The organism is Flavobacterium sp., from assembly GCF_031423415.1.
Classification (GTDB): domain Bacteria; phylum Bacteroidota; class Bacteroidia; order Flavobacteriales; family Flavobacteriaceae; genus Flavobacterium.
This window is the reverse complement of the sequence record NZ_JANPFL010000002.1, coordinates 1-19,607: the sequence shown is the minus strand read 5'-3', so window position 1 is coordinate 19,607 and position 19,607 is coordinate 1. Positions and strand designations below refer to the sequence as shown.

Below are 19,607 nucleotides of genomic sequence, written 5' to 3'. Positions count from 1 at the left end.
TCGTTTTTACTTTACGAATCGTATAATCGCCATTTCGGTTAGTAGAAAAAGCAATGCAAATATAACAAACCATTTCCAAATTTGATTGTCGGTTCGGCCGGTCTGTAGGGTATCGAAAACGGTTTCAATAGAATCGATAGTTTTATAGTCAGAAATTACATTTTCATTGGCTTGAGCCAAATCGCTTTCGGTTCTATTGTAATTGAAACTGATGTTTTGCAAACGTTCTTTTTGGTTGTAAATTCCAAAATTTCCGGCTTGTTCTGGAAAATCATTAAAAGTCATTTTTACTTTATCGTTCAGGATTTGTTGAATTGGAATAAAGGTTTCGGTCTCGTTTTGGATTTTTAAAATTTCGTCTTTTGACAACGTGGCATCAATCAAAAACGGATTGTTGTTGCCAATAGTTAGTGCAATCGTACCATTATTTTGATTGTTTATTCCCATTTTGTAAAATGTTGGAACAATCAAAGGCGACTGTTGAAAATTAGAATTTTCCAGATTAATTGGTGCAGCAAAAACATATACAGAAGAAATTGGGTTATTGATTGAAAGTAGAAATGCAGTTTGGTCTTCAAAATACAAAACGGCAGGATTAGGACTTGTAATTCCAAAGGAAGTTTTTGTTTTTGGATATTGGAAATTATTGATTTTGTTTTCGAAAACACCATTAAACAAAGGATGGTTAAAGTTAATTTTAGTGACAAGTTTTTCTTTGTTTTCTAAAGATTTGAATTGGATGTCTCCAAAGATTTTCAAAAACGGATTACTATTTGCCGTTGAAGTTTTTGCTGATGGAATAAGAACGAGATTTCCACCTTTTTCCACAAAAGATTTTAAAGTGGTTTGCAAGGCCTGCGGAATTTCATCCAGTTCGTTTAAGACAATGGTATTTTGCTTTTCGAGTGCATTGTAATCTAAAGTTTCGATCGGAAAATTGTTGAAGTTGAATTCACCAGCGGTGTAAATTCTAGACAAAAAATTAGATTTTTCAGATTGCCCAATACTTATTATATTGTGTTTTTTAGGTTTAGAAATGCTGAAATACAGGTTGTTGTCGTATTCTAATCCGTTGTCAGTAATGGTCACATAACCGTGGAAGTCCTTTTTCGGAATGGTAAAATAGATTGTTTTTTCCTTACTTTCAAATTTCGTCAGAGTCTTTGCAATAAGTTTGTTTTGATTGTATAAAGCCACTGGGATCTGTTTGTCTTTTTCACCAAAAGCAGATAATTTTAAGCCGATTTCATAAAAATCATCCAAATTTTGATGAATAAAAACGCTGTCAACCGAAGCGTTGTTTTTTTGTTCCGCTTCCGGAATAATGAAATACGTATTGAAATCGCCGTCAATACTTTTTACTTGTTTGGATTCCAATCCAACAGCGTCGGTAATCACGACAACATCTTTGTTAAAAGCTGATTTTCTGGATTTTATTTTTGCCATCGCGCTTTCCAATTGAAAGGGCAAAGCACTGTATTTTAGGTTTTGTAATTCGGTTCGAATGGATTTGATGTCGGTATTCCAAAACGTTTCCGAATTGGTAATTAGAGAAAAAGTTTGGTTTTCGGGAGTGTTTTCGAGTAATTCTTGGACAGCTCTTTTCAGTAGTTCCCCTTTTTGACCTTTGGCCTGCATCGAAAAGGAATTATCCAAAACGATATACATTTCGTTGGAACTGTTTTTAGCATCTTTGGCCTTGAAAAAAGGTTGTGCAAAAGCAATAATGATAAAAGTCAACAATAATAATCGAGTGGCTAAAAGCAACCATTTTTTGATTTTGGAACTCTTTCTGGTTTGAATGGAAAGTGCTCTAAGGAAACGAACATTGGTGAAATATTCTTTTTTAAAACGTCGCAATTGAAATAAATGAACCAGAATTGGTATAACCAACGAGAAAAGATAGTAGAGGATTTCCGGGTGTTTCAATTGCATTTTTCAAAGATAGTATTTTTGATTTATATTTTAGAAATTGGATTTCAGATTTTCTTGAAATTTAGTTTATATTTGAAGGATGGAATGTTAAAATAAAAGAAATGGTTACAAATTGTAACCAACTGAACTTGATTAAAGAATAATAGAATTATGAGCGATATAAAATTATTTGAAAATAATAAAGTGCGTTCCCATTGGGATGAAAGAGGGGAGCAATGGTATTTTTCGGTTATAGATGTAGTTCAGGTATTGACAGATAGTTTGGATCCTAAAGATTATTGGTATCGGATGAAAAAACGTGAAAAACTTTCAAGAATTGAGTTATCGACAATTTGTCGACAACTGAAAATGGAAGCTTCAGATGGTAAAAAATATGCTACTGATTTGAATATGTTAGCAGAAGCTTCGACTAAAGATATTTCGCAAGCGGTAAACCCAAGGAATTTTAGGTAAAGTCGAAAAGTAGCGCAACAAGGCGGAAATGTTGCTAAAGTTGCCTTGAAAGAATTGGAAGCGAAAACAGGCAAAAAAGTGGTTACGAGTATTTCTGCTAAAACACTTTTGGAGAATAAAAAGCAATAGCAATATCAATATCAATTTTAATCACAATAACAAATTCAATAACAAATTCAAAATATAATGAAACCAATCTATTTTTATTTATTACTAATTTTTACAACTGTTGTAGTGCAAGCACAAGAGAAAAAATTCAACCTATTAATTGGTACTTACACCAAAAGTTGCGACAGCAAAGGAATCTATGTTTATGAATTCGATTCGAATACTGGCGATTTTAAACTTAAAAGTAATACCGAAAATATTATAAATCCGAGTTATTTGGCGGTTTCTAGTGATAATAAATTTGTTTATTCGGTAAGCGAAAACGATAAAAAAAGTTCAGTTAGTGCTTTTGGATTCAATTCAAAAAGCGGAAAGTTGGATTTTATTAATTATCAAAACCCAAACGGACTGAATCCTTGTTATATAATCAATGATGAAAAAAACGTAATTACAGCTAATTATTCTAGTGGTACTATTTCAATTTTGGGCAAAAACAATGATGGAAGTATTGGCGAAGTGAAGCAAGTAGTGCAACACACCGGAAAAAGTATCAATGCCAAACGACAAGAAGCTGCTCACGCTCATATGGTGTATTTTTCTCCAGACAAAAAATATGTTTTGGCCATTGATTTAGGAACCGACAAGGTGTATTCATATCAATATAATGCAAATTCGGCAACAGAAGTTTTACAACTAAAAAGCAGTTTTGATGTTAAAGCAGGAAGTGGTCCTAGACATTTGATATTTAGTAAAGATGGAAAATATGTGTACGTTTTGCAAGAATTAGACGGAACTATAACTTCGTTTAGTTACGCTAAAGGAATTTTGAATAAAGTGAGCGAAACTAGAGTCGTTGCTTCAGATTTTAAAGGAGATATTGGCGCAGCCGACATTCATATTTCGCCAGATGGAAAGTTTTTATATGCTACCAATCGCGGAACAGCTAATGACATTTCTGCATTCAAGATTTTGAAAAACGGAAAATTGGATTTTGTGCAAAGGACTAGTACTTTAGGAAAAGGCCCTCGGAATTTTGCTATTGATCCAACAGGGAATTTTCTTTTGGTAGGACATCAATATACCAACGACATTGTGATTTTTAAAAGAGATGCAATAACTGGAAGCCTCACAGCAACTGGAACAAAGATAGAATTGTGTTCACCTGTTTGTTTGGTATTTACTAATATTTAATTTCCCGCTATTTCTTTATTCTTATTGAGAGTACTAAGGTGAATAGCCGTTCTTACATTATTCCGAAACTTTGATTTCGAACATTTTGTCCCAATTTTTTCCAGTGACAAAAATGGTTTTGGTTTTAGGGTTGTAAGCGATACCATTTAAAAAGTCGGTAGGTGCAGCAGTAATAAATTTTCGTAAACCTGACATATCCAAAATTCCCTCAACAGCACCAGTTTTTGGATCAAGAACTGCAATTAAATCTTTTTGCCATACATTCGTAAAGATTTTGTCATTAATCCATTCAAGCTCATTTATAGATTTTATCTTAAAACTTCCTGAATAAACATTTACATAATCAATCATTTTTTGAGTTGCAGGATCCATTCTCCAAATTTTTTCGGTTTTGTCGGTTTGGTAAATGTATTTTCCGTCATTGGTCATTCCCCAACCTTCTATATCTTTGTCATAAGTAAAGGTTTTTTCTAATTTCCAAGTAGTAGCATTATAAATAAAACCAGTTTTTTCCTCCCAAGTCAATTGATATATTTTGCCATTTAAAATTGTAATGCCTTCTCCAAAATATTGAGGATCTAGATTTGTTTGTTTGTAAATTTTACCAGTTTTATAATTGTATTTTCTTAAATAGGAAGCGCCTTTTAAACCTGTACTTTCATACAAAGTATCTTTGTAAAACTCTAAGCCCTCAGTAAAAGATGCAGTATCATGAGAATAAGTATTTACAATGGTGTATTTTAAGGCTTTAGGTATGACATTCGAAACCAATTCAATTCGAGTGCTAGCTTCTGAATTTTCACCTTCGAAATAAACCACCGCTTTCAGGTTCTGATAGCCTAATTTTTGGTCTTTTAAATTGAAAACTAATTTGGCAAGACCTTTTTTCGAACCAATTTTCACATCGTTATTATAATAAACAACACTATCAACGGTTTTTGAATTGGCGTTTAAAATTCCCAATTCCATAGCATCTTGGGATTCATATTTTTCTTTAAACTGAGACTCATCGAAAGTAAATAAAGTATTTTCACCTTTTTTCGCACCTCCACAATTAGTTAATGTGATACCTAATAAAATGATAAATAGGAAGTTATAATTTCTCATAAATTAAAATTTTGATGATGCAATATACAACGATATTTTATAGGTGCAAAACTCTTGCAAAAATATAAAAAGATTGTATATTTGCACCCGGCAAGTCCTACACGACCAGCTCCTGCAAAATCCCCCAGGATGGGAACATAGCAAGGGTACGTGGTTGAGCGGTGCGATGTAGGTCGCTTGCCATTTTTTAGTTCCTTTGAGACTGAAAACATCTGAGCGAAGCGAACTGAGTTTTTACTAATCTTTTCTACATTTTATCACGCTTTTTGCCGTGATTTTTTTATTTTTGGACCTATTTATCCCTCCAATTCCTAAATCTAAAATCTAAAATCCTAAATCTAAAATGGAAAAAGTAGTTCTAATCACAGGTGGTTCTTCGGGAATTGGGAAATCTATTGGCGAATTTTTGCACCATAAAGGCTTTGTTGTTTATGGAACAAGTAGGAATCCGGAAGGAGTTTTAAACTCGATTTTCCCATTAGTAGCTTTAGATGTTCGAAATATTGAATCAATACATTTGGCTTTGGCCAAAATCATTGCCGTTTCTGGCCGAATTGATATCGTAATTAATAACGCTGGTGTTGGAATTACAGGACCTTTGGAAGAAATTCCAACTGCCGAAATCAGGAATAATTTTGAAACAAATTTCTTTGGACCCATTGAAGTGATGAAAGCCGTTTTGCCACAAATGCGTTCCCAGAAATCAGGTTTGATTATTAATATAACTTCCATTGCCGGTTATATGGGTTTGCCGTATCGCAGCGTATATTCGGCTTCAAAAGGAGCTTTGGAATTAATCACCGAAGCCTTGAGAATGGAAGTCAAATCTTTTGGAATCCAGATTACGAATGTTGCTCCAGGAGATTTTGTCACTAATATTGCTTCGGGACGGTTTCACGCGCCTTTAATCAAGGATTCGGCATACGAAATTCCGTATGGGAACACGCTGAAATTGATGGATGAACACGTAAATAGTGGCAGTAATCCTAATGAAATGGGGGAAGCAGTTTATAAAATCATTCAAAATCCAAGTCCGCGAATTCATTATAAAGTAGGTGTTTTTATGCAAAAGTTTTCAATTGTTTTAAAGCGAATTTTGCCTGATAAAGTCTATGAAAAAATGTTGATGAATCATTATAAATTGTAATTTTACCAACTATAAACAACACCCGAGCCAAGTGAACGGGAGAAGCAAACAATTAACTATAAATATTTTACAATGAAATTTTTTATTGACACAGCAAATTTAGCTCAAATTAAGGAAGCACAAGCATTAGGCGTTTTAGACGGCGTAACTACCAATCCGTCCTTGATGGCAAAGGAAGGAATTACCGGGAAAAACAATATTTTGAAACATTATGTTGACATTTGCAACCTCGTTGATGGAGATGTAAGTGCTGAAGTAAATGCGTTGGATTTTGAAGGAATGGTCAAAGAAGGAGAAGAATTAGTCGATTTGCACGAACAGATTGTGGTGAAATTACCTATGACCAAAGAAGGTGTTATGGCCGCCAAATATTTTTCAGATAAAGGAGTTAGAACGAACGTAACTTTGGTGTTTTCTGCAGGTCAGGCTTTGTTGGCAGCCAAAGCCGGTGCCACTTATGTTTCTCCGTTTATTGGTCGTCTGGACGATGTTTCGACCGATGGTTTAAATTTAATTCAAGAAATTAGAGATATTTATGATAATTATGGTTACGAAACGCAAATTCTTGCAGCTTCGGTTCGGCATACAATGCACATTGTGAACTGTGCTAAAATTGGTGCCGATGTAATTACTGGACCGCTTTCAGCAATATATGGATTACTGAAACACCCGTTAACAGATATTGGTTTGGCTCAATTTGTTGCTGATTTCGAAAAAGGAAATAAATAAAAAGACTAGGAAACTGAATCGCATCCTTGATTTTTTTCCAATAGTTGTTTTACTAAAAAGTTAAAACCCATTAAATCAAAGTATTTATTGGGTTTTTTATTGTAGTTTTCCAAATTGGGGGTACAAAATTAGCTTCCGAAAAGTGTAATAGGAAAATTTTTAATATGATCATTTTAGTAGGGTTTTTTAAAACTAAAACCTATTATAACAATAGAAAACATTATTGAAGGTTTAAGAAAACTCATCTCGAAATGCTATCATCATTTAATTCCTTTAAATCTGTAAGTCATTACAATTGTAATGAAAAATATAGTTCTTTATAAAGGTGCTGAACCTATTTTATAATATTAAGATAGTATCAAAATTCATTTTGAATTAGTAACCTATCGATTTTTATAAAAGACCTGTGAGATTTTAAAAGTCTAACAAGTCTTTATACTTAGAAATAATATCTAGTTCCTATTTTATAAAGGGGTTTTTGTACTATCGGGAAAAAATAAGTTTAGACTTTTTTAAGGTTTATTTTGATATTTTTATAAATTTCACCTTTAAAATTATTTATTTGGGATTATTTTAGATTAAAAATTGACAGTTTTGTATCTTTTCTAAAAATATAAATTCATTATTTTTACAGAATGCAATTTAATTAATTTAAAATGATTTTTAGAAAATTTTTACTTCACATAGGACTGTTCACTTTTTCCTTGCTTTGTTCTTGTCAGAATGCAGAAATTAAAATCACAGTTTTTTCTCAAGCTAATCAGTTTGAAAATGCAGGAAAAGAAGGTGTTTTTCATCAAGCTGCAGCAACAATTAAAAACTATACTGTCGTCTTTCAATCTGATAAAGTAAAATTGCCTGTGAAAATAAGGTTTGCTTGGAAAAACACTGATCAATCAACTCTTTTTAACAAGGCCAATTTACCTGCTTCTTGATTTATTACAGAATAATTGACAAATCCCAAAATGACAAATTCAATACCTATAATTATGACTAACAAAAATTTAGTTTTCGCTGGAATGCTAGTACTAAACGCATTTGGAATTATCAATGCACAACAAAGACCTCATTTAGACAAAACAAAATCTACTGAAGAGCGTATTAACTTGTTGATGAAACAAATGACACTTGAAGAAAAAGTAGGTCAAATGAATCAATATAATGGTTTTTGGGAAGTAACAGGTCCTGCGCCAAAAGGAGGAAATGCAGAATTGAAATACGAACATTTACGCAAAGGATGGGTCGGTTCTATGCTAACAGTCCGTGGTGTAAAAGAAGTTCGCACCGTTCAAAAGATTGCTGTTGAAGAAACTCGTTTGGGAATTCCATTAATTATTGGTTTAGATGTGATTCACGGTTACAAAACCTTGAGTCCTATTCCGCTGGCAGAAGCTGCAAGTTGGGATATGGAAGCAATCAAAAATTCGGCACAAATTGCCGCTGACGAGGCATCAGCTTCTGGAATAAATTGGACTTTTGGTCCAATGGTTGATGTTTCTCGCGAGGCACGATGGGGACGAGTGATGGAAAGTTCTGGTGAAGATCCTTTTTTGGGAAGTAAAATTGCTATTGCAAGAGTACAAGGTTTTCAAGGAGACACAAAAGCTGATTTGTTGAAAGTCAATACCATTGCGGCTTGCGCCAAACATTTTGCTGCGTACGGTTTTGTTGAAGGCGGAAAAGAATACAATACCGTTGACATCAGTAATTCAACGCTGTACAATATGGTTTTTCCACCATTCAAAGCTGCAAACGATGCTGGCATTCGTACGTTTATGAATTCTTTCAATACCCTCAATGGTGTTCCGGCAACTGGAAATAGCTTTTTGCAAAGAGATATTCTAAAAGGCAAATGGAAATTTGACGGATTTGTTGTGAGCGATTGGGGTTCTATTAAGGAAATGGTATTTCATGGCTATGCCAAAGACGGAGCACAAGCAACCGAAAGAGCAATAAATGCTGGATCAGATATGGATATGGAGTCATATAACTATGTTAATGATTTAGTTAAATTGGTTAAAGATGGCAAAGTAAAAGAAACTTTGGTCGATGATGCGGCACGCAGAATTCTTCGCGTAAAATTTGAATTAGGCTTGTTTGACGACCCCTATAAATATTGTGATGAAGTTAGAGAAAAAGCCACTATTGGCAACAAAGCCAATAATGATGGGGTTTTGGATATGGCCAAAAAATCGATTGTATTGTTGAAAAATGATAATAATTTGCTACCGCTAAAAAAATCTGGACAAAAAATTGCGTTAATTGGGGCGTTAGCCAATGATAAAAACAGTCCCTTAGGAAGTTGGCGGATTGCTGCTGATGACAATACTGCTGTTTCAGTTTTAGAAGGAATGCAACAATACAAAGGTAACAAATTGACCTTTGAAAAAGGGGCTGATTTAACCATTGAGAAAACCTCTTTTCTTAATGAAGTGGTTTTTAATACCACAGATAAAAGTGGTTTTGATGCTGCCAAAAAAGTTGCCGCAAATGCTGATATTGTGGTTATGGTTTTAGGAGAAATCGGTTTTCAATCAGGTGAAGCACGAAGCAGAACCAATCTTGATTTTCCAGGTTTGCAACAAGAATTATTGGAAGAAATTTACAAAGTAAATCCAAACATTGTTTTGGTTTTGAATAACGGAAGACCGTTGGCATTGCCTTGGGCAGCGGAGCATATTCCGGCTATTGTTGAAGCTTGGCAACTGGGAACGCAAACGGGCAATGCTGTCGCTCAAGTGTTGTATGGCGATTATAACCCAAGTGGTAAACTGCCAATGTCGTTCCCTAGAAATGTAGGTCAATGTCCAATTTATTACAACTACTTTAGTACAGGAAGACCTTTTAATTCCGAGAAAAACGTGTTTTGGTCGCATTATTCTGATGTGGAAAAAACGCCGCAATTCCCATTTGGATTCGGATTGAGCTATACGACCTTTACCTATAATAATTTAAAAATCAACAAAGCGGCTTTCGCCAAAGGAGAACCTGTAAAAATTTCGGTTGAAGTGACAAATTCTGGAAATTATGACGGAAAAGAAGTGGTTCAATTGTACCTACACGATGAGTTTGGCAGTTTAGCGCGACCCGTAAAAGAATTGAAAGGTTTCGAATTAATCGAATTGAAAAAAGGCGAAACCAAAACCGTTACAATGACTTTGACCGAAAAAGAACTAGGTTTCTTTGACAATGAAGGTAATTATTTGATAGAAGCGGGAACTTTCAAAATTATGGTAGGAGGAAGCTCTGACAAAGGTTTGGAAAGTGGTTTTGAGTTGAAATAAAAAATTAGAGTCACGAATTTCGCAAGGTTGTACTAATTAATTAGCACCCGTTGGATATAATTCAATTTTATTCTTTTAAACGCATAGAAGCATAGTTTTGTTGATTTTTATTAGTCGTTTCACTTAATTTTAGAATACGTTAGGCTATGTGAAAACCAAGAATTGGTCTATCTTAATCTTTTTTCTATGATTCTATGTGTTTGAATTTTTTATTTCTGAAAATTTAATAATTGCACCCAGCGGGTTAATTAGTGTAAATTTGTGAAATTCGTGTTATATATTAGTACCATTTTAAATTATTCAAATGAAATACAATAGATGTGGAAAGAGTGGTTTATTATTACCACAGATTTCCTTGGGATTATGGCATAACTTTGGTTCGGTAGATTCATTCGAAAATGCAGAAAGTATTGCCGTCGCCGCTTTTGATAAAGGAATTACCCATTTTGATTTAGCCAATAATTACGGACCAATTCCAGGTTCGGCGGAAACAAATTTTGGTAAAATCCTAAAAAATAATTTCCAGGGAAATTTGCGAGATGAAATCGTGATTTCTACCAAAGCGGGTTACGGAATGTGGTCTGGACCTTATGGTGATTGGGGCTCACGGAAGTATTTGTTGTCGAGTTTAGATCAAAGTTTGAAACGAATGGATATAGACTACGTTGATATTTTCTATTCACATCGCTTTGATCCCGAGACACCACTAGAGGAAACGATGATGGCTTTGGATTATGCGGTTCGCAGCGGGAAAGCTTTATATGCGGGAATTTCCAATTATAATCCAGAGAAAACTGCCGAAGCGGCAGCGATTCTAAAACAATTGGGAACACCTTGTTTGATCCATCAAGTGAGATATTCGATGTTTGAGCGCACGCCCGAAGAAGGTTTGCTTGATGTTTTGGAAGATAACGGAATTGGTTGCATCGCCTTCTCACCACTGGCACAAGGACTTTTGACGGATAGATACTTAGATGGAATTCCCGAAAATTCTAGAGCCTCCAAAGCCGAATTTTTAAAACCAGAACACATTACCGAAGAAAAAATTAAGGTAATCGTGGCGTTGAATGACATCGCTCAAAGTAGAAACCAGTCTTTGGCTCAAATGGCGTTGGCTTGGTTGCTCAAAGACAATAGAATCACCTCAGTCTTGATTGGCGCCAGCTCAGTGAGACAATTGCAGAACAATATTGACGCCTTAGGGAATATCGATTTTACTAAAACAGAATTGGATAAGATTGAAGCTGTTTTGGCATCGATGTGAAATTGAAATTTATTCAGTATTATCAAAGATTTTCAAAATTGTTAGCGCTCCCGAAAGCTTTCGGGATGCAAATTGTGCCCATTTTAATTGGAATTTAAATTATGGTTTGCCCTCGTTGATGGGCGTAGGTTGCACCCAAGCGACAGCGAACGGACGAATATTTAGTGCAGATATAGGACGTCCGGGCTGCAAATCCGCTATCGTGCAGGAGAATATTTGTTGTTTATCTAGGACATCGGGTTTTAAAAAAGTAACTAAAATAAGTCGCTGTGAGTTCCTGTTCTTGTAAGTGTAATAAGTTTTATAGTTTCGTTTTGCTCCCAAACCAGTAACCAGTCTGGTTGTATATGGCATTCCCAGAAACCGCTATAATCACCTTTTAAAATATGAGGTTTATGTTTTATTGGAAGTTTGCCTTCAATCACAAGGGTTGTAACCACTTCGTCAAGGAGTTCCATATTTAAACCTCGCTTTTTGGCAAGTTTAACATCTTTTTTAAACTTTCCTGTTTGCTCTAAATTATACATTTAGGAATACAGTTGTTTTCTAAAGTCATCTAAACTTAAAGGGGTTGTTTTTCTTAACCGAGCATCTTGTATTGCTTTTTCGGTTTCGGAGTTGTAACGAGGTTTCTCAGCATTTTTAAAAACGCCCAACGAGAGTATATAAGCAATGGTTTTTTTTGCGATAACGTTACGAGCATCATAAGATAGTGTTATTGTGGCCATACCAGTAATTTTTTAATACTACAAAGATATAAAATATTTTAAACTTAAAAACCGTGATAAAAGCATTTAGAATACCCTTCGACTGCTATTGTTGCTTTATATTTTGTAACCACTTCTGCCTGCGAAGACCAGACTTTTTAGCTAATTCAATAAGCAATAAACACAAGCCGAAAAACAAGTTGCTAAAGTTGTAGCTTTTTATAGTTGTGGGTGCGAAGTCGGGAGACTTCGCAGAGCCCCACGGCTTTTGAGGAACACTTCGAAGAGCTTGGTATTATCAAATAGCAGAAAGAAGTTAAGAGACAGAAGTTAAGAGCTCTTCATTTTTGCGAAAAAGCCAAATGATTTCATTTGGTTTTTGACTTTATTGTTTGGTACGATTGCAATCGTATTAAGTTAAGCCCATTTAGTGGTCTCTTCAAATGGTTTTTAATATTAAAGCTTGTCGCATTTTTTAATAGAGAACTTGAACAGATGATCATTGATTAAAGAACCGACTTGTTCTGATTCCAAACGACTAATTTCTGATCAAAAGCATCAATTAAAACGATGATGAAGGTTTGCTCAAATCTGAATAAATTAAAAAATAAAAATTTTATTTATTTCTTAATTTCTTAAATAGAACTATTAGATTTGTCATATTTAAATCACATAATTTATAAATTGAATTTTATGAAAAGAACACATTATACTCTTATTTTGTTTTTTTTGACACTCGAAATTTTTAGTCAAAGTGTAAAACTAGAAATTGTAACAAAGTAAAATGATACCATAAAAGAATATGGATTAAAAAGGAGTTATGACTTTGAAAATTCAATGGTCTTAGATTTACAAGAAAAATTAGTTGTTTTTAATTTGCAAGGTGAAAAAAAAGTGTTTTCTCCTAATGAGATTAAATCTTTTAGATTTACTAATGATGGAAAAGTAGTTGAATTTATTAACTTAGAAGACAGATTATTTGGATTTTTAATGTATTCTAATAAATTAAAATTATTAAAAGTAATAAAACCGGGATATACAGCTATAAATTTTTATGTAATTGTGAGACCAAACAATGGCAAGAATTCATTTATTGAGGCAATGGGATTAGGAAGACTTATCTCTAAAAAAGTTATTACTCGAGAAATAACTGATTGTCCAAGCGTATTAGAAAAGGTTGAAAACAAAGAATTGAAAATTAATGGAGAAATAGGAGTTATAGAGTTGATTAAAGATTATGAATCAAGCTGTTTTTAGATTTTTATCTAATCATTATTAGACATAAAATAAAAAAGACTTCACAAGTTTCTAAAACTATGAAGTCTTTTTTATTTGAGATACTCACTTAATTAACTACATCACTCTGATTCCTAAACACCAATTTCCCATCAAAAGCATCAATCAAAACGATGCTATCTGTAGTTATGGTTCCTGAGAGAATCTCTTTCGATAATTGGTTGAGCACATCTCTTTGAATTACTCGTTTTACCGGTCGAGCACCAAATTGCGGGTCATAGCCTTTCTCAGAAAGATAATCAATCGCTTCTGGTGTGGCATCCAAAGTAATGCCTTGTAGTGCCAGCATTTTTTTGACACTTTTCAATTGCAAGCCTACGATTTGCGCAATATTAGCATGGGTCAAAGGCGTAAACAACACGATTTCGTCAATACGATTGATGAATTCTGGGCGAACAGTTTGTTTCAATAAGCCTAAAACTTCTGCTTTGGCGGCTTCGGTAGCGGCTTCCCCCGAAGCGTCGGGGCTTCCTTTTTTTCCAAAGCCTAAATTATCGAATTTCTCTTGAATTATCTGGCTTCCCATATTGCTAGTCATAATGATAATCGTGTTTTTGAAATCGGCTAGACGGCCTTTGTTATCTGTCAAACGTCCTTCGTCCAAAACTTGCAACAAGATGTTGAACGTATCTGGATGCGCTTTTTCAATTTCGTCCAACAGAATCACAGAATAGGGTTTTCTTCGGACGGCTTCGGTCAATTGCCCGCCTTTGTCATAACCTACATATCCCGGAGGCGCACCTACCAATCGGCTCACACTGTGGCGTTCTTGGTATTCGCTCATATCGATTCGTGTCATCGCATTTTCATCATCAAATAAATATTCGGCCAAGGCTTTTGCCAATTCGGTTTTTCCAACACCAGTTGTTCCCAAGAAAAGGAAAGTTCCCACAGGTTTTTTCATATCTTGCAATCCGGCGCGGCTTCTGCGAACGGCATCGCTCACAGCTTCGATTGCTTCTTCCTGACCCACGACGCGCTTGTGTAATTCTTCTTCCAGCTGTAAGAGTTTTTCTTTTTCGCCTTGCAGCATTTTCATCACTGGAATTCCTGTCCATTTGGCTACGACTTCAGCAATGTCTTCGCGGGTAACTTCTTCTTTGATTAAAGAACTACCACCAATTTGATTTTCTATTAATTGCTTTTGGAAGACATCCAATCGTTCCTGAGCTTCCTTGATTTTTCCGTAACGAATTTCGGCTACTTTTCCGTAGTCGCCTTCGCGTTCGGCACGTTCCGCTTCGTACTTGAAGTCTTCGATTTCAGTTTTTACAGCTTGAATGTTATCGACTACATCTTTCTCAGATTTCCATTTGGTGAAGACTTCGTTGCGGTCGTCTTTGAGGTTGGCCAAATCCATTCCCAAAATTTTGAGTTTGGTTTCGTCTTTCTCTCTTTTGATGGCTGCAATTTCGATTTCCAATTGCATAATTTTTCGATCCAAAACATCCAATTCTTCGGGTTTAGAATTGATTTCCATTCGAATTTTAGAAGCCGCTTCGTCCATCAAATCGATGGCTTTGTCGGGTAAAAACCGGTTGGTAATATAGCGTTGTGATAATTCGACAGCGGCAATAATGGCATCGTCTTTTATCTGTACTTTGTGGTGAGTTTCATATTTATCTTTGATGCCTCGAAGGATGGAAATCGCACTTTCGGTATCGGGTTCTTCAATCATTATTTTTTGGAAACGTCTTTCGAGTGCTTTGTCTTTTTCAAAGTATTTTTGATATTCGTCCAATGTTGTTGCGCCGATAGCACGCAATTCGCCACGTGCCAAAGCCGGTTTCAGGATATTGGCGGCATCCATCGCGCCTTCGCCACCGCCAGCCCCCACCAGCGTGTGAATTTCGTCAATGAACAACACAATATCACCTTCGGCAGCGGTAACTTCTTTCACGACTGATTTTAGACGTTCCTCGAATTCCCCTTTGTATTTTGCTCCGGCAATCAAAGCTCCCATATCCAATGAAAAAACAATTTTGTCTTTCAGATTTTCAGGAACGTCACCATCTACAATTCGATGCGCTAAACCTTCGGCGATGGCGGTTTTACCAACACCAGGTTCACCCACCAACATTGGGTTGTTTTTGGTTCGACGCGTTAAAATTTGCAACACTCTACGAATTTCTTCATCACGACCAATAACGGGATCGAGTTTTCCGTTTCGGGCTAATTCGTTGAGGTTTTTGGCGTATTTGTTTAAAGCATTATAGGTTTCCTCTGCAGATGCGGAGGTAACTCGTTCGCCTTTTCGGAGTTCGTCGATGGCTGCTTTCAAACCTTTTTCGGTTACGCCTTGGTCTTTTAGGATTTGGGCGACTTTGCTTTTGGAACCAAAAATAGCTAGGATTAAATGCTCAATCGAAACGAATTCATCATTCATTTTTTTGGCAATAATTTCGGCTTCATTTAGTGTTGAATTTGCTGTTCTGGATAGCATAATTTCGCCACCAGAAACTTTGGGAAAGCTTTGTATGGTGCTGTCTAAAATTTGTTGGAACAACGGAACATTGACATTCAGTTTTTTCAAAATGAAAGGTGCTACATTTTCATCGACTTCGAAAATAGCCTTGAGAATGTGTTCGTTTTCTATTTGTTGTTGTCCAAAACTTTGCGCCAATTGCTGTGAAAGCTGAATGGCTTCCTGCGATTTGATGGTAAATTTATTGATGTTCATTTTTTTTATTGTTTGTAGTTTGTAGTTTTTTGTTTGTAGTTATTTGACTAACTTCGTCAAATAATCGTCAAAAGGTATTCCATCCCTAAAGTTACGACATTATGACTGAAGATAAAGTAATTAGGAACGACAAAATGACTTAAATAAAGACAAAATGAGTGTATTTGATAATATTTTTGGAAAAGCAGGGAATCAGAATTGCTCGGACATTAAAATCAATTGGATTCCATTGACTGATTTTGGTCAGTTGGATGAAATTACTAGTTCTTCAAACGAAAAACCGGTTGTAATTTTTAAACATAGTACGCGTTGTATCGTTAGTCGTACCGCTTTGAAACAATTTGAGGCAGAGACGTTGCAATGCAACGTCTTTACTGAAAATAACGTTTTATTTTATTTCTTGGATTTATTAGAGCATCGCGATATTTCAAATGAAATTGCGAATCGTTTTGGAGTGTATCATCAATCGCCACAATTGTTGTTGATTAAAGAAGGAAAATGCGTTTATGATGTTTCGCACAGTGATATAGATGTTGGGGAGTTGAAAGGGAAATTGTAAATAATTCTAGTTTCTAAAAAAAGTCACCGCAAATTCGCAAATTAAAAAATAAATCTAATTTGCAAATTTTCGGTTTATTTTTTTGTTTTTAAAATGCCAATCTCATTTTCGCTTTTATTTCCCCTAAACAAAGGTTGTTTATACTTCCTTCGTGTGTATGTTTGGTTTCTTTTGGCGATTCAAAAGTGCCGTTTTCTAGTTGTGCGGCGACAGCTTTGTAAGCATCTCTAAACGGCATTCCTGCTACAACCATTTCATTTAAAGTATCGACTGTAAATAGGTAATCGTATTTTTTGTCGGCAAGAATATTGTCTTTTACCTTGATGTCTTTGATGGAAAAAATGGCAATATCCAAACAAGCTTTTAGGTTTTGAATCGCTGGAAACAATCTTAGAGGTCAGGGAACGGATAGCGGGTGCTGTTATTATTTCGTTATTGCTTTTAGTTCATTAAAAATCAAATAAGAAATGCTAGTTAGTGAACTAATTAAATTATACAAAATATCATCATATTTATTAGGAAATCCATCTTTATTATTTAACTCAATCTCCAAAAGAATAATGAGATCATTAGATTCTTTGAGTGGGAAGAACGAAGATATAAAATCATATTTTTCTTTATCGTATTTTCCATTATTCCATAAACCTGATTTTTTTAAAATCTTTTCTATTAATATTTCTTTTTCTGTTGTTTGACCTCCGCAATGAACTATTATATGTCGAAAATGTTCTATTACATTTATTTCAAATCGTAAGTTTTTTTCTAATTTATTACAAATCTCTAGATTTTTGTATTCAGGAAAAACATTTCTAAATTTAGTCAGTATGCTATCAGGTATATCTTTTTTTGTTTTTGCCTGTTCTAAAAAGAATGAATAATCCTTGCTTTCAAGTTCAGATAAGACAATACTCCCATAATCCTTGAGCTGCCAAATATTTTTATCTTTATAACCTAAATACGCGTAAGACTTTATTAGATATTCTCTAAATATTTCAAAAGATTCGGTTAAAATCCATTGGTATTGCTTGTTTTTATGGAGCACTATTTGTTTAATATTTTCATCTACGGTGCTTCTAATATTTTTATATCTTATAGTTTCACCACTTTTAATATCTTGAATTAAAAAGAAGTCAACAGAGTGAGTAGAATTTTTATTTCCTGTTACGTCTTGCTCTTTCTCTTTTTTTTGATGCAATCTTTTTATTTCATTCACAGCAATTTCATTTATAGATCTTTTAGCTAAAATAAGCTGTTCCGATTTAAGAATATATTCATCAAATATTTCATCTAATTTCATACCCTAAGTATTCTGATTTTATTATACTTACGCCTAACTTATAAATACCACCAACGAACTTTGACACCCCTAAAAGGTATAAATGTAATACTTTTTCTTGTTTGCTAAGCTATCCAATGTAATCAGTATTTACTTGCCATTATGCAGTTGGTGGCGCTTTGGGTAATCTATTCTCTTTTGATTATTCCATCCTGGTGTATGCCAATTGTAATTTTGTTCAGGATCTTCAAAGCCGTATGTTCCTGTTCTACTATCCATAATTTTAATTTTATGACCTCTTTGCCATAAAAAACCAATATTGATGTCGCCCTCGGTCTCTAAAATTGTGTCTTTGTAGGCAACGGTATTTATTTTACAACCCGTGTACCATTCAGGTAAGTTGAGAACTAACTTTTCTGCAATTTTTAACCCCTCTTTTGTGAAATTAGTTTTGTTTTTTTGCCCATAAATAACAATACCACCCATTAGAGTATTTAGACCACAATAGGCACTGGGGCCAAAAGAATCATAATAATCAGTTTTAAAATTTGGATAGTTTTCAAAAAGTTTATTTGTGTGTTCTTTCAATATTGGTTCTACTGATTCACTATAATATAAATCTATTTCTTTAAGAATTGACACAGGAATATTTAATTGTTCAGCGACTTGAGAATAATATGGTCCAGTTGTTCCAAGTTTACCGCCATTGTTCCATCGCTCAACCCATAAGTAAAAATAAATATCTTTTACCTCATCCATACTGAATTTGCTTAAAGATTGCGGAAGTTCTGGAATTTGTGGTTCTGTTTCGATTTCAAGTGTTAAATTCTCATCTGTTTTATCGTTAAATAATTCATTCTTTGATGTTGCAGGGCTATTTTCGGTAATAGCGGGTTCAAAATTTGTAGTTGTGTTTTTACAACTAACTGTAGTTAAGATAAATACGACACATAAAAAGTAATTTTTCATTTTGGTTAATTTTTTTTGAATTATTAGATATTTGTTTTTTGTAGAATTATCTGACTTAAGGATTTAATCACTTGCATAGCATATGCTGCCTTTGGACTACATACTTATATTATCAATATTTTTAGTGCAAATCCACAAGAGCAGGCTGTTAATTTTGTTCCCACGGGAATTTAATTTGTCCAGGATTCCAAAAGAAGATTTTGTCGTTTATTTCAAAGGAAATTGGTTTCTGTGATTCTAAAACATTTTTGCTATTATTTTTAGTAATCATCTCTGACATTTTAATGTTTATGATTTCATCGAATTCGCGTTTTATATCTTCAATTTCCTTTGGAACTTTCCCAAGCCATTCACTAATAAATACGGATGTCATATTCCAACCATTTGTTTGCATTTTTTGCGTATATATAAATGCAAATTCAATTGTAATGGTTTCTCTATCCAAAATGTCCTTTACCATATTCTTGAATAATTTATGCGGAAGGCTATTTAAACCTGTATTTAGAATAACTATTCCACAATTTTCGAAGTTTTTATTTTTTTTAAATTGCTTTATTTGCTCACTTGCGGATTTAAAATGATTTTTTATAGTGTTTTTGATGAGACGATGATATTCTGCAGTTAATTCGCCAAAATCTAGTGAAGGATCAATGTTTATAGAATAAGATTTAATGTTTTGAAAAACTTTAGCGATGCTTTTTTGTCTATCTTTATTTTCAAGGCTCTCTTTTTGTAAGTCTTTTAATTCTAGAAGTATGTTTTTAATCATTGTTGTCCGATAAAAACTTGAAAAGCTACTATTTATAAGCATTTCAACTGTTTTGCTTGTTTTTTAGTGTTCTTTGTAGAACTCAATATTTGAAATTTAGAAAAATATTTTTTCAAATATTGAAGTTTTAAGA

At 34.2% G+C, this 19,607-nt stretch carries 17 protein-coding genes, 1 other RNA gene and 1 pseudogene; 10 read left to right on the top strand and 9 right to left on the bottom strand.

Annotated features, from left to right (window positions below):
• Window positions 1-6: 6 nt before the first annotated feature.
• Window positions 7-1,935, bottom strand: a complete 1,929-nt coding sequence (locus tag RMO83_RS00425; RefSeq protein ID WP_310557694.1) for a BatA and WFA domain-containing protein — start codon at window positions 1,933-1,935, stop codon at window positions 7-9.
• 150 nt (window positions 1,936-2,085) lie between these two features.
• Here RMO83_RS00425 and RMO83_RS00420 point away from each other — a divergent pair, with 150 nt between their 5' ends.
• Complete coding sequence (locus RMO83_RS00420) at window positions 2,086-2,388, top strand: hypothetical protein (protein ID WP_310557693.1); 303 nt, start codon at window positions 2,086-2,088, stop codon at window positions 2,386-2,388.
• Window positions 2,389-2,574: 186 nt separating this feature from the next.
• On the top strand, window positions 2,575-3,687 hold the full coding sequence (locus RMO83_RS00415) for a lactonase family protein (RefSeq protein WP_310557692.1): 1,113 nt from the start codon (window positions 2,575-2,577) through the stop codon (window positions 3,685-3,687).
• A 57-nt stretch (window positions 3,688-3,744) separates the two neighbouring features.
• Here the strand turns inward: RMO83_RS00415 and RMO83_RS00410 are convergent, their stop codons facing one another.
• Window positions 3,745-4,794, bottom strand: a complete 1,050-nt coding sequence (locus RMO83_RS00410) for a glutaminyl-peptide cyclotransferase (RefSeq protein ID WP_310557691.1) — start codon at window positions 4,792-4,794, stop codon at window positions 3,745-3,747.
• 88 nt (window positions 4,795-4,882) lie between these two features.
• Here RMO83_RS00410 and ffs point away from each other — a divergent pair.
• The 6 genes from ffs to RMO83_RS00380 all read left to right on the top strand — a co-directional run bounded on the left by ffs (window position 4,883) and on the right by RMO83_RS00380 (window position 11,218).
• Window positions 4,883-4,980: signal recognition particle sRNA small type (gene ffs / locus RMO83_RS00405), an RNA gene on the top strand.
• Between the two features lie 157 nt (window positions 4,981-5,137).
• Window positions 5,138-5,941, top strand: a complete 804-nt coding sequence (locus tag RMO83_RS00400; protein WP_310557690.1) for an SDR family oxidoreductase — start codon at window positions 5,138-5,140, stop codon at window positions 5,939-5,941.
• Between the two features lie 72 nt (window positions 5,942-6,013).
• A complete protein-coding gene (gene fsa, locus RMO83_RS00395; protein WP_310557689.1) occupies window positions 6,014-6,670 on the top strand; it encodes a fructose-6-phosphate aldolase in 657 nt (218 codons plus the stop codon).
• Window positions 6,671-7,326: 656 nt separating this feature from the next.
• Entirely contained in the window at window positions 7,327-7,605 is a 279-nt protein-coding gene (locus RMO83_RS00390) for a hypothetical protein (RefSeq protein WP_310557688.1), read from the top strand.
• A 54-nt stretch (window positions 7,606-7,659) separates the two neighbouring features.
• Window positions 7,660-9,954 carry a beta-glucosidase BglX gene (gene bglX, locus RMO83_RS00385; protein ID WP_310557713.1) on the top strand — a complete coding sequence of 765 codons (2,295 nt, stop codon included), beginning with the start codon at window positions 7,660-7,662 and terminating at the stop codon, window positions 9,952-9,954.
• Between the two features lie 304 nt (window positions 9,955-10,258).
• A complete protein-coding gene (locus RMO83_RS00380; protein ID WP_310557687.1) occupies window positions 10,259-11,218 on the top strand; it encodes an aldo/keto reductase in 960 nt (319 codons plus the stop codon).
• Between the two features lie 254 nt (window positions 11,219-11,472).
• Here RMO83_RS00380 and RMO83_RS00375 read toward each other — a convergent pair whose 3' ends face one another.
• Window positions 11,473-11,745 (bottom strand): type II toxin-antitoxin system YafQ family toxin, encoded by a 273-nt coding sequence (locus tag RMO83_RS00375; RefSeq protein WP_310557686.1) that lies wholly within the window; start codon window positions 11,743-11,745, stop codon window positions 11,473-11,475.
• Window positions 11,746-11,946 carry a hypothetical protein gene (locus tag RMO83_RS00370; RefSeq protein WP_310557685.1) on the bottom strand — a complete coding sequence of 67 codons (201 nt, stop codon included), beginning with the start codon at window positions 11,944-11,946 and terminating at the stop codon, window positions 11,746-11,748.
• Between the two features lie 816 nt (window positions 11,947-12,762).
• Between RMO83_RS00370 and RMO83_RS00365 the strand changes: the two genes are divergently transcribed.
• A complete protein-coding gene (locus tag RMO83_RS00365; protein WP_310557684.1) occupies window positions 12,763-13,182 on the top strand; it encodes a hypothetical protein in 420 nt (139 codons plus the stop codon).
• Window positions 13,183-13,270: 88 nt separating this feature from the next.
• Here RMO83_RS00365 and clpB read toward each other — a convergent pair whose 3' ends face one another.
• Complete coding sequence (gene clpB, locus RMO83_RS00360) at window positions 13,271-15,901, bottom strand: ATP-dependent chaperone ClpB (RefSeq protein WP_310557683.1); 2,631 nt, start codon at window positions 15,899-15,901, stop codon at window positions 13,271-13,273.
• Between the two features lie 154 nt (window positions 15,902-16,055).
• On the opposite strand from clpB, the gene ytxJ reads away from it, so the two are divergent.
• Window positions 16,056-16,460, top strand: coding sequence for a bacillithiol system redox-active protein YtxJ (ytxJ, locus tag RMO83_RS00355; RefSeq protein WP_310557682.1), 405 nt, complete (start codon window positions 16,056-16,058; stop codon window positions 16,458-16,460).
• An 88-nt stretch (window positions 16,461-16,548) separates the two neighbouring features.
• On the opposite strand, the pseudogene RMO83_RS00350 reads toward ytxJ, so the two are convergent.
• The 4 genes and pseudogenes from RMO83_RS00350 to RMO83_RS00335 all read right to left on the bottom strand — a co-directional run.
• A pseudogene (locus RMO83_RS00350) lies at window positions 16,549-16,848 on the bottom strand (argininosuccinate lyase); the annotation flags it as partial.
• 36 nt (window positions 16,849-16,884) lie between these two features.
• Entirely contained in the window at window positions 16,885-17,757 is an 873-nt protein-coding gene (locus RMO83_RS00345; protein WP_310557681.1) for a hypothetical protein, read from the bottom strand.
• Between the two features lie 129 nt (window positions 17,758-17,886).
• A complete protein-coding gene (locus RMO83_RS00340; RefSeq protein WP_310557680.1) occupies window positions 17,887-18,705 on the bottom strand; it encodes a hypothetical protein in 819 nt (272 codons plus the stop codon).
• 148 nt (window positions 18,706-18,853) lie between these two features.
• Window positions 18,854-19,474 carry a hypothetical protein gene (locus RMO83_RS00335; protein WP_310557679.1) on the bottom strand — a complete coding sequence of 207 codons (621 nt, stop codon included), beginning with the start codon at window positions 19,472-19,474 and terminating at the stop codon, window positions 18,854-18,856.
• Window positions 19,475-19,607 lie beyond the last annotated feature (133 nt).

Coding starts and splice junctions, on each gene's coding strand:
- RMO83_RS00425 (WP_310557694.1), bottom strand. CDS start 1,935: ATGCAATTGAAACACCCGGAAATCCTCTACTATCTTTTCTCGTTGGTT.
- RMO83_RS00420 (WP_310557693.1), top strand. CDS start 2,086: ATGAGCGATATAAAATTATTTGAAAATAATAAAGTGCGTTCCCATTGG.
- RMO83_RS00415 (WP_310557692.1), top strand. CDS start 2,575: ATGAAACCAATCTATTTTTATTTATTACTAATTTTTACAACTGTTGTA.
- RMO83_RS00410 (WP_310557691.1), bottom strand. CDS start 4,794: ATGAGAAATTATAACTTCCTATTTATCATTTTATTAGGTATCACATTA.
- RMO83_RS00400 (WP_310557690.1), top strand. CDS start 5,138: ATGGAAAAAGTAGTTCTAATCACAGGTGGTTCTTCGGGAATTGGGAAA.
- fsa (WP_310557689.1), top strand. CDS start 6,014: ATGAAATTTTTTATTGACACAGCAAATTTAGCTCAAATTAAGGAAGCA.
- RMO83_RS00390 (WP_310557688.1), top strand. CDS start 7,327: ATGATTTTTAGAAAATTTTTACTTCACATAGGACTGTTCACTTTTTCC.
- bglX (WP_310557713.1), top strand. CDS start 7,660: ATGACTAACAAAAATTTAGTTTTCGCTGGAATGCTAGTACTAAACGCA.
- RMO83_RS00380 (WP_310557687.1), top strand. CDS start 10,259: ATGAAATACAATAGATGTGGAAAGAGTGGTTTATTATTACCACAGATT.
- RMO83_RS00375 (WP_310557686.1), bottom strand. CDS start 11,745: ATGTATAATTTAGAGCAAACAGGAAAGTTTAAAAAAGATGTTAAACTT.
- RMO83_RS00370 (WP_310557685.1), bottom strand. CDS start 11,946: ATGGCCACAATAACACTATCTTATGATGCTCGTAACGTTATCGCAAAA.
- RMO83_RS00365 (WP_310557684.1), top strand. CDS start 12,763: ATGGTCTTAGATTTACAAGAAAAATTAGTTGTTTTTAATTTGCAAGGT.
- clpB (WP_310557683.1), bottom strand. CDS start 15,901: ATGAACATCAATAAATTTACCATCAAATCGCAGGAAGCCATTCAGCTT.
- ytxJ (WP_310557682.1), top strand. CDS start 16,056: ATGAGTGTATTTGATAATATTTTTGGAAAAGCAGGGAATCAGAATTGC.
- RMO83_RS00345 (WP_310557681.1), bottom strand. CDS start 17,757: ATGAAATTAGATGAAATATTTGATGAATATATTCTTAAATCGGAACAG.
- RMO83_RS00340 (WP_310557680.1), bottom strand. CDS start 18,705: ATGAAAAATTACTTTTTATGTGTCGTATTTATCTTAACTACAGTTAGT.
- RMO83_RS00335 (WP_310557679.1), bottom strand. CDS start 19,474: ATGATTAAAAACATACTTCTAGAATTAAAAGACTTACAAAAAGAGAGC.